Consider the following 10,210-nt stretch of genomic DNA (forward strand, 5'->3'; position numbering starts at 1 on the left):
AACGGGACGCTGAATGGAAAAATTCGTGAGGGTAGGTGGGGTAGGTTTGATAGGGGAGGCAGGTGTGAAAGGTATATTAAGCTGACGCACAGACACTTGCGTAAAGCGGCTCATAATTCGCTTATTTCCGGGCATTGGATTTTAATTTTGAAACGGGCGAAGTATGGAGAGCGTTTTGTAAATATTTTATTCCTTTTTCTACGTTTTACGGAATGTTGTTTTTCCAAGTGTCTTGTTAATGATAAACGATATGTTTATGAAAACAAAATACGTGTGAATATATTGAGACAAAATACATGCAATAATTGAGACAAAAGACATGAGAATATATTTTTGAGATAAAATACATGCAATAATTAATACAAAAGACATGAGAAATATATCTGTGTGATAATGAATGTATGTGCCGGGAGAAAGGACTGTATTCCGGCTTTATCCTTAAAAATAGTGAAAAGCGGCCTACTTCCAAAAGTTTGCCGTATCTTTGCAATCATTATGAGCATAACAGGAATAGTGCGGAATGTCTTCCTGCACAGGCAGAAAGAACTGGAAAAGCACATAAACGACGGAGAGACGCTGCAACGCGAGGTGTTGAGGCGGCTTCTTGCACATGCCAAGGAAACCGAGTATGGGCGCAACCACCTTTTCGGAAGCGCGAAAGGATATGATGATTTCGCGAGAAACACCCCCGTGAACACTTACGAGGAACTGAAAGGTGACATCGACAGGATGCGTCACGGAGAGCGCGACATCCTGTGGCCGGGAAAAGTGAGGTGGTATGCCAAGTCGTCGGGGACGACCAACGACAAGAGCAAATTCATACCCGTGAGCGACGACGGACTGGGAAACCTGCACTACAAGGGCGGCAAGGACGCTGTGGCGATATACCTGCGCAACAATCCCAGGAGCCGCATGTTCGACGGGAAGGGACTTATCCTTGGCGGAAGCCACTCTCCGAACTACAATCTGAGAGACAGTCTCGTGGGCGACCTGAGCGCCATATTGATAGAGAATATCACACCGCTCGCAAATCTGGTGCGCGTGCCATGCAAGCAGACGGCGCTGCTGTCTGACTTTGAGGTCAAGCGCGACCGCATAGCGCGGGAGACCGCAGGCAAGAACATCACCAACCTGAGCGGAGTGCCTTCGTGGATGCTCTCGGTGCTCACAAGGGTGATGGAGCTGACAGGCAAGACGCATCTGGAAGAGGTCTGGCCGGGCATCGAGGTGTTTTTCCACGGCGGAGTGGCTTTCACGCCATACCGCAAGCAGTATGAGCAGCTGATAACCTCGCCCGACATGCACTACATGGAGACATACAACGCGAGCGAGGGCTTCTTCGGCTTGCAGGACGATCCGGCCGACAAGTCAATGCTCCTGATGCTCGACTACGGCGTGTTCTATGAGTTCATACCCATGGACGAGTTCGGCACGGACAACCTGGCGGTGGTTCCGCTGTGGGGCGTTGAGACGGGGCGTAACTACGCCATGGTGATATCCACCTCGTGCGGGCTGTGGCGCTACGTGCTCGGCGACACGGTGAGCTTCACGTCGGTCAATCCTTATAAGTTCATAATAACCGGCCGTACCAAGAGTTTCATCAACGCTTTCGGCGAGGAGCTTATCGTAGACAATGCCGAGCAGGGACTTGCCTACGCATGCGCCGAGACGGGAGCCGAGGTCAGCGAGTATACGGCCGCGCCGGTGTTCATGGACGACAAGGCCAAGTGCCGCCACCAGTGGCTCATCGAGTTCACGCGCCGGCCTGACGACATTGGGCGCTTCGCCGGGTTGCTCGACAGGCGCCTGCAAGAGCTTAACAGCGACTACGAGGCCAAACGTTATAAGGACATCACCCTGCAACATCTCGAAATAGTTGAGGCACGGCCAAACCTGTTTAACGACTGGCTGAAACTGAAAGGCAAGCTGGGCGGACAGCATAAGATACCGCGACTGAGCAACAGCCGCGACATCATGGAGCAGATGATGACACTCAACGAGCAGAGCAAGGCATAACGAATCATTATGGGCAGAAAGCATTTACATATATTGGCGTTGTCGCTCGTAGCCACACTGTTGTCGTGCGCCCGTATGGGACAGCCCGACGGCGGATGGTATGACGACACTCCGCCAAGAGTGTTGTACACATCGCCTGCCGACAAGGCAACCGGAGTGTGGGGCAAGAGGATAACCATAACGTTCGACGAGTTCATAAAGCTTGAAGACGCCGTCAACAAAGTGGTGATATCGCCCCCGCAGATAGAGCCGGCCGACATTAAAGCCGCCGGCAAGCGGATAATCATCGAACTGAAAGACACCCTCAAGCCCAACACCACGTACACGATAGACTTCTCAGACGCAATAAGCGACAACAACGAGGGCAACCCGATGGGCAACTATACATACACTTTTTCCACCGGTGAGCGCATAGATACGTTCGAGGTGGCGGGTAACGTGCTCGAAGCGGCCAATCTCGAACCGGTGAAAGGGATACTCGTGGGGCTTTACGACGACTTGTCCGACACGGCGTTCGTCACCAGGCCGATGATGCGCGTGAGCCGCACCGACAGCCGCGGACGCTTCGTCATCAAGGGCGTGGCTCCCGGAACATACCGCATATATGCCCTGCAAGACGCCGACGGAGACTATGTTTACAGCCAGAAGAGCGAGATGCTGGCTTTCAGTCACGCCACGTTCGAGCCGAGCAGCAAGCCCGACATAAGGCAAGACACCGTATGGCGCGACTCGCTGCGTATCGACTCGATCATCCGCGTGCCCTATACCCATCATTATCCAGACGATATAACGTTGCTGGCTTTCACCGCTCCGCAGACAGACCGCTATCTTCTGAAAACGGAACGTCAGGACCACAGGAAGATCGGTTTCTACTTCACGGCGGGCAGCGACAGTCTGCCGTCAGTGCGTGGGCTTGACTTCGACGCCTCGGACGCATTCTTGGTCGAGTCGTCCGAGAAACTCGACACGGTCTATTACTGGCTCAAAGACACCGCCCTTGTCAATCGCGATACGTTGCAGATGGAGGTCACCTACATGACGACAGACACCACCGGGTTGCTCGTCAGCCGTACCGACACGATAGACGCGGTGCCCAAGATGTCTTACGAGAGACGCCAGAAAGAGCGTGAGCGTGAGTTCGGGAAGTGGCAGAAAGAGCAGGAGAAGGCAAAGAAGAAAGGAGAGGCGTATGACTCGGTGATGCCTGTAAAGCCTCTTGAACCCTCCATACAGATACCGTCGGCCATGGCGCCCGACAGGAAAATCATATTCGAGATGCCGGTGCCTTTGGCCCGTTGCGACACAGCCGCCGTCCATCTTTACTCCAAGATAGACACGCTTTGGTACAGGTCGCGGTGCGAGTTGAGGCCGATAGAGGGCCGTTTGCGCGGCTACGAGCTGCTCGCCGAGTGGCGTCCCGGCATTGAATACAGTCTCGAGATAGACTCGGCTGCCTTTGAAGACATATACGGCCGGGTGTCGTCGCCTGTCAAGAAAGGCATAAGAGTGCTCTCGAACGATGATTTCGGTTCGCTGATGGTCACCTTGTCTGGTACGGAAGACACCACGCTCGTGGTGCAATTGCTAAACGGGTCGGGCGAGCCTGTCAAGCAGACGCGTGTAACCGGAGGCACAGCCGAGTTCTACTATCTCGCGCCGGGCAAATACTATATGCGCGCTTTCGCCGATGTCAACGGCAACGGGAAGTGGGACACAGGCGATTATCATGCCGATCTGCAACCCGAGGCGGTCTGTTACAATCCCAAGGAGATAGAGTGCAAGGCCAAGTGGGATATAACCCATGACTGGAATATGGCTGCGGTGCCTGTGGCAAGGCAGAAGCCTTGGGCCATAGTGAAGCAAAAACCAGACAGGGAGAGGAAGTTGAGAAACAGAAACGCCGACCGGGCGGCCAAGCTCGGAAAGCCTTATCCCGGAACGCTTAAAGGCAATATCCGGTAATATGGCCGGTCCGGTGATGTGGTACGTGGTGCCGTGTGACGAAAGGCCGGTGTTCTTGTTGCGGAGCGTCTGCGGCCGGGCATAGTGCTATGGGTGGCTGGAAAGATATATACTTTTGTCAAACCAAAAAGAAAAAACATGGAAAATATAAGCAAGATGAAGACCCGTTTGAAGACAAAGACGGCATTGCTGTTGGTTGTCGCGTTGTTTTTCGTTGTCGGACAGAGGTGGTCGGCCACCACGGTATCGGCTCAGTGCGGTATAGAGAACAAGGCTTTCAAGTCGGGAGAGTTTCTCTATTACGACCTGTTCTTCAACTGGAAATTCATTTGGATGAAGGTGGGCACGGCGTCCATGAGCACCGTGCAGTCGGTGTATGAAGGAAAAAAGGCGTATCGCACCAGTCTGATAACACGCGGAAACAACAAACTCGACAAGGTGTTTGTAATGCGCGACACTCTCCTTTCATACTGCGACATGAATCTATCGCCGCTCTATTTCCGCAAGGGGGCGCACGAAGGCGACAGGTACTACGTCGATGAGTTGTGGTACAGCTATCCGAACGGCAACTGCCACCTTAGGCAACACCGTATCGAACACACCGGGCAGCATATCCGTAAGGAGTCGGAATACAAGAAATGCGTATACGACATGATGAGCATCTTCCTACGGGCGCGTAACTTCAACACCGGGAATTTGAAGAAAGGGCAGAACATCCCGATGCCTATCAGCGACGCTAAACATCTGGCTAACTCGTGGTTGAAATACCGAGGGAAAGAGACTTTCAAGATGGAAGGTACCAACGACAAGTACAGATGTCTCGTGTTTTCGTTCATAGAGCGCGAAGACGGAAAGAACCATGAGCTGATAAGGTTTTATGTGACAGACGACACAAACCACATACCCGTGAGGCTCGACATGTTTTTGAGTTTCGGCTCGGCCAAGGCGTTTCTTAAAGGTTATAAGGGTGTCCGCGGACCGATGACCTCCAAGATACAGTAAGCAGGCCGGCAGACCGGCGCAAAACCGACACAATGAATACTATGAAAGACTGTTTGACGATAATAAAATATGTGGAAAAGAAGGCTTTGTGCCTTCTTTTCTTGTTTATGCCGGTGATATCGGCGGCCCAGCAGGGTGCCGGCTGGGAAGCGGTGCTGGGTGAGATGGCGGCGTTGGAAGACGAACCGGAAGCCGCTTTCGAAGAGATGCACGATGTGTTGTCGGCCGTTGCGGAACATCCGATAAACATAAATGCCGCCGGGCGCACCGGGCTTGAGCGGTTGCCGTTTCTCACCGACCGCCAGATAGAAGACATACAGGAGTATATCGGCCGTCACGGGGTGATGCGCACAACGGGCGAGTTGCAGATGATACCGTCGCTTGACAATGTCCGCCGCCGGTTGCTCGAATGTCTCGTATATGCCGGCGAACCGCCCCATGACGGCCGCCGGCCGCTTTCCGAAAGCATAAAGAACGGCCGCCACACGCTTGTCGCCACGGCGAAGATACCGTTTTACAGTCGTAAGGGCGATATAAACGGATATCTCGGTTATCCTTTCAAGCACTGGTTCCGGTACGATTTTGACTGCGGCGACCGGTTGCGGGCCGGCGTGGTGGGCGCCCATGATGCCGGCGAACCGTTTTTCTCGGCGGGTAACAACACCGGATACGACTACTATTCATATTATGTTGTGATGCGTGACATCAGGCCGTTTGAGACCATTGCCGTCGGCAAATACCGCTTCCGGACCGGCATGGGACTTGTGCTTGGCAACTCATTCGGCATAGGAAAGACGGCTGCGCTTTCAGGATCGTCTCGTTCGGGAGCCGTGATCAGGGGGCACTCGTCGCGTTCCGAGGCGGGATACTTTCGCGGTGCGGCTGCAACCGCCCGTCTGTCGCGACGGATAAAGGCAGGAGTGTTTGTCTCTCACCGTCCGATGGACGCCACGCTGAACGCCGACGGCACGGCGGCTACCATAATCACGTCGGGCTATCACCGCCGTCCGGAGGAGATGGCGAAGAAAAACAATACCCATGCAGCGGCGGCAGGACTTACGGCTGCTTACTCGGCAGACGGGATCCATGTTGGAGCCACGGCCGTATATACCCGTCTCGACAGGCAGTTGAGGCCGAAGACGGGCGCTGTTTTCCGTCAGTATTACGCTGCCGGAAGTGATTTTGTAAATCTTGGCTTGGACTATGGATATATCGCTGGCGCCCTGACTTTCCGTGGCGAGACGGCCACCGACCGTCACGGTGCCATAGCCACGATAAATACCGTAGGTGTGACCGTGGCGGGGGGATTGTCGCTCACCGCCGTACAGCGTTTTTATTCATATAGGTACACGTCTCTTTATGCCGGAGGTTTCAGCGATGGAGGAAGCATCAGAAACGAGAGCGGACTGTATCTGGCGGCCGACTGGAACATTAGCCGCCGCGTGAGCCTGTCGGCATATACGGATTTCGCTTATTTCCCGTGGCCGAGATACCGTGTGTCGGGGTCGTCAAAGTCGGCAGACAACATGCTTTCGGCATCGTATAAGGCCGGTGCCTGGACTGTGGGAGGCCGCTATCGGCTTCGGTTGAGAGAGCGTGATAATGAACAAAAGACGGCTCTCGTTCCGCGTACAGAGCATCGGGCGCGTGTCAGTGCTGTATATGCCGGGCCGGCAGGATACTGGAACTGTGCCGCGCAGACCGATTTTTCTCAGGCCGTCGGAGACGATGTCAGCCGGGGGTGGATGTTTTCGGGACGTGTGGGGCACAGGCGGCCTTGTTTCAGTGTCAGTCTTTCGGCGGCATATTTTGATACCGACGACTACGACAGCCGTGTCTATCTGCATGAGAGCGGAATACTGCACACGTTCTGTTTCCCGTCTTTTCATGGCAATGGGATACACTGCTCGCTGTTTGCCACGGCGTCCGTATGGAGTGGCATGACTGTCAACGCCCGTCTCGCCCATACCGCCTATTTCGACCGCAGTACCATCGGCAGCGGTTATCAGGCGATAGATTCCTCGTCCGTGATCGACCTCGAAGTGCAGGCGAGGATGAGGTTTTGAGCGTGCGTGACAGTCAGCGAGGAGAGTATGTATTGTGAAATGATGAACTTTAATTATTAGAATAAAATGAAAAAGCTACTTTTATCAGTGTTGTTTTCCGCCAATATGGCGGTAGCGGCCTTTGCGCAGGTCGGTGATTTGTGGATATCCAACGGCGACAGGAAGATATACGGCGTGCTGAGCCGTCCGGTCGACAATCGTGGCAAGCATCCCGTGGCAATAGTGTCGCACGGTTTCAACGGCAGTCATTCGTTCGGCAAAAGCTATTTCGGGGCGTTGAACGCTTTGGGCTATCAGGTGTATACGTTCGATTTTCCTTGCGGCTCGCTGAACAGCCGCAGCGACAGCAACACGATGAACATGTCCGTGCTCGACGAAGTGAGCGACCTGAAAGCCATCGTGCGGCATTTCCGCGGCCGTCCCGATGTGGATAAGAACCGCATCGTGCTCATCGGCGAGAGTCAGGGCGGACTGGTCTCGGCTCTCACAGCCGCCGACATGCCTAAGGAGATCAGCAGGTTGGTGCTTGTGTTCCCCGCACTGTGTATCCCCGCCAACTGGACGGAGCGTTATCCCGAGGTGGCCGATATACCCGACACCACCCGTCTTTGGGGCGTGCCGATGGGACGCCGTTTCTTCACTGAGGTGCGCGATATGGATGTGTTCGGTACCATCGGCCGTTACGGCCGTCCGGTGCTTATCGTTCAGGGCGACAGGGACAATGTGGTTTCTGTGGCTGATTCGCGCCGTGCGGCCGGAGAGGTGTATAAGGATGCCTGTCTGCACATCATTCGTGGTGCCGGTCATGGTTTCAAGCCCGATGAGTTCAAGGAGTCGATAGGCCGGATAAGCGATTTTCTGAGACCGGCTTCCAGGTAGTTGGCACCATGGCTGTTGGGATGGTGTGTCCTGCCGGTGTTATTATGGATGGCATTCATCGGCCAGGCCCTCATGGTCCGACTGCATGGAAAAACAATATTGATCCCAAGGCGTCTCACGACAGGCCGTCAGGCCGGCGATGGGCTACACCCTGTCCGAGTGTATCAGTTCGAGCAGCCGGTCTACGGCCTCTTCCTCGGGAATGTTCTTTGCCACGCACTCTTTCCGGCGGTAGAGAGAAATCTTGCCGCGTCCCGCCCCCACATATCCGTAGTCGGCATCGGCCATCTCGCCCGGCCCGTTGACTATACATCCCATGATTCCGATCTTCAGGCCTTTCATGTCTTTGGTGGCCTCTTTGATGCGGGCGATGGTGGAGCGCAGGTCGTAGAGCGTGCGTCCGCAGCCCGGACAACTGATATACTCTGTCTTCGACGTGCGCAACCGTGCGGCTTGAAGTATGGCGAATGCGGTGGTGTCTATGTCGTCCGACGGCAGGTCGCCGTCGTTCATGAGCCATATTCCGTCGCATAGTCCGTCGAACATCAGTGCGCCCATGTCGGCGGCGGCTTCAAGCTGGAAGTCGTCTTTCTCTCCTTTGGTGTGGCGGTACATCTGGCAGATGACTACCGGGTTTGTCACTCCGGCGTTCATCATCTCGTGGATGAGCGCGCGCTGCTCGCCGAGACGGTTGTCGTGATTGCTCACACACACTACCACTACCTCGGGGTGGGCTTTCAAGCAGGCGATGTATTCTTCCGCCGGCGCGCCGAATTGCAACACGAGAAACTTCAACGGGGCGTCTGTCATGCCGATGAACGGTATGGCGGTGTGCGGGAAAATAGGGAAGAGCCTGGGAGAAGCGCATTGGCTTCGCGATGATATATGAGCTGTTTCAGAGGGCTGGCCGCCGTTTATGGCGGATTGATGCGTGTCGCGATACTTGCCATCATTTCCCTCACCGTTTCCGGTCTTCAATCTGCCGTTCTCAATCCATGAGTTGTACACATCGAAATCAACTATGTACTTTGTGTCGCTATCTGTGTCCTCAGGCAGTTTCCCGCCCATGTATATATAGTCGGGAGTCATGTCCTTGCAGACATCGGCATGTGTCTCACCGGTAGTCCTGCTGCCGATTACCACGGGTACGGCAGTCCCGCCGATGTCTGCCACTGCCTTTGTGGCCCGGCGTTCGGGGCGGATCGGATCGTAAGCGGCATTTTCCGTGCCGGGGATCATCATGTGGCCGGCCCGCCGCCCGATATATTCTACGAGATGACGGCCGACGGGGATTTCCTCTTCAGGCTCCTCGCTGAGCGATACGCGGATGGTGTCTCCGATACCGTCGGCAAGCAACGCTCCGATGCCAACGGCACTCTTTATCCTTCCGTCTTCGCCCTCGCCCGCCTCGGTGACGCCTAAGTGTAGCGGATAGTTCATGCCCTCGCGCTCCATTGTGTCGGCAAGCAGGCGCACGGAGCGCACCATCACCACCGTGTTGCTGGCCTTGATGGATATCACCACATTGTCGAACCGCTCGCGCTTGCATATCCGTAGGAACTCCATGCAGCTCTCCACGATACCATCGGGCGTGTCGCCGTAGCGAGACATGATGCGGTCCGACAGCGAGCCGTGGTTTACCCCGATGCGTACGGCTGTGCCGTGCTCGCGGCAGATACGGAGAAACGGCACGAACCGCTCCTCGATCTTGCGCAGTTCGGCGGCATACTCGTCATCGGTATATTCCAACTGTTTGAAAGTGCGTGCCGGGTCGACATAGTTTCCCGGGTTGATGCGCACCTTTTCGGCGTATGACGCGGCCACGTCGGCCACGTTCGGATTGAAATGCACGTCGGCCACGAGTGGTACCGTATATCCGTCGGCCCGCAACCGGGCGCTTATGTTCTTCAGGTTCTCGGCCTCTTTGACTCCCTGGGTTGTCAGTCTGACATATTCTCCGCCGGCGTCGGTAATCCGTTCGGCCTGTGCCACGGAACTTTCCGTATCGTTTGTCGACGTGGTTGTCATCGACTGTACCCGTATCGGGTTGTCGCCTCCCAGCGGTGTGTAGCCAATCGTGACTACTGAAGAGCGGCGACGGGAGTAATTGAATATATCCATAATAAAAATTTCAAGGGTATTTTTTAGGACGTAAGAAAGAGTTTTTTAGAAGTTAAAGAAACTTTTATAGGAAGTTAAGGAGTAGTTTTGGGGGAAGTTAAAGGAGCTTTTTTGGGAAGTTAAGGGAGTTAAAGAAGTTATCGCTCGCAAGCTCGCTAAGAAGT

6 protein-coding genes are annotated in these 10,210 nt (G+C 54.7%); 5 read left to right on the plus strand and 1 reads right to left on the minus strand.

The features are described 5' to 3' along the window. The first annotated feature begins 495 nt into the window (after positions 1-495). From MoGM_RS12715 to MoGM_RS12735, 5 genes are all read left to right on the plus strand, one after another. A complete protein-coding gene (locus MoGM_RS12715; RefSeq protein WP_104370427.1) occupies positions 496-2,016 on the plus strand; it encodes a GH3 auxin-responsive promoter family protein in 1,521 nt (506 codons plus the stop codon). Between the two features lie 9 nt (positions 2,017-2,025). Beyond that, positions 2,026-3,978: an Ig-like domain-containing protein gene (locus tag MoGM_RS12720; RefSeq protein WP_233210301.1), complete on the plus strand. Its 1,953-nt coding sequence runs from the start codon at positions 2,026-2,028 to the stop codon at positions 3,976-3,978. Between the two features lie 138 nt (positions 3,979-4,116). After that, positions 4,117-4,980: a DUF3108 domain-containing protein gene (locus tag MoGM_RS12725; protein ID WP_233210302.1), complete on the plus strand. Its 864-nt coding sequence runs from the start codon at positions 4,117-4,119 to the stop codon at positions 4,978-4,980. 41 nt (positions 4,981-5,021) lie between these two features. After that, positions 5,022-7,046 (plus strand): helix-hairpin-helix domain-containing protein, encoded by a 2,025-nt coding sequence (locus MoGM_RS12730; RefSeq protein WP_146078745.1) that lies wholly within the window; start codon positions 5,022-5,024, stop codon positions 7,044-7,046. Between the two features lie 66 nt (positions 7,047-7,112). Continuing rightward, on the plus strand, positions 7,113-7,925 hold the full coding sequence (locus tag MoGM_RS12735) for a S9 family peptidase (RefSeq protein WP_104370429.1): 813 nt from the start codon (positions 7,113-7,115) through the stop codon (positions 7,923-7,925). 144 nt (positions 7,926-8,069) lie between these two features. Here the strand turns inward: MoGM_RS12735 and MoGM_RS12740 are convergent, their stop codons facing one another. After that, a complete protein-coding gene (locus tag MoGM_RS12740) occupies positions 8,070-10,046 on the minus strand; it encodes a 4-hydroxy-3-methylbut-2-en-1-yl diphosphate synthase (protein WP_233210303.1) in 1,977 nt (658 codons plus the stop codon). Between the last annotated feature and the right edge of the window lie 164 nt (positions 10,047-10,210).

This window comes from Prevotella sp. MGM1 (assembly GCF_002933775.1).
Taxonomy (GTDB): Bacteria; Bacteroidota; Bacteroidia; order Bacteroidales; family Bacteroidaceae; genus Prevotella.

Bases quoted from the DNA above. Each gene is read 5' to 3' on its own strand.
- MoGM_RS12715 (WP_104370427.1), top strand. From the start codon at position 496: ATGAGCATAACAGGAATAGTGCGGAATGTCTTCCTGCACAGGCAGAAA.
- MoGM_RS12720 (WP_233210301.1), top strand. From the start codon at position 2,026: ATGGGCAGAAAGCATTTACATATATTGGCGTTGTCGCTCGTAGCCACA.
- MoGM_RS12725 (WP_233210302.1), top strand. From the start codon at position 4,117: ATGGAAAATATAAGCAAGATGAAGACCCGTTTGAAGACAAAGACGGCA.
- MoGM_RS12730 (WP_146078745.1), top strand. From the start codon at position 5,022: ATGAAAGACTGTTTGACGATAATAAAATATGTGGAAAAGAAGGCTTTG.
- MoGM_RS12735 (WP_104370429.1), top strand. From the start codon at position 7,113: ATGAAAAAGCTACTTTTATCAGTGTTGTTTTCCGCCAATATGGCGGTA.
- MoGM_RS12740 (WP_233210303.1), bottom strand. From the start codon at position 10,046: ATGGATATATTCAATTACTCCCGTCGCCGCTCTTCAGTAGTCACGATT.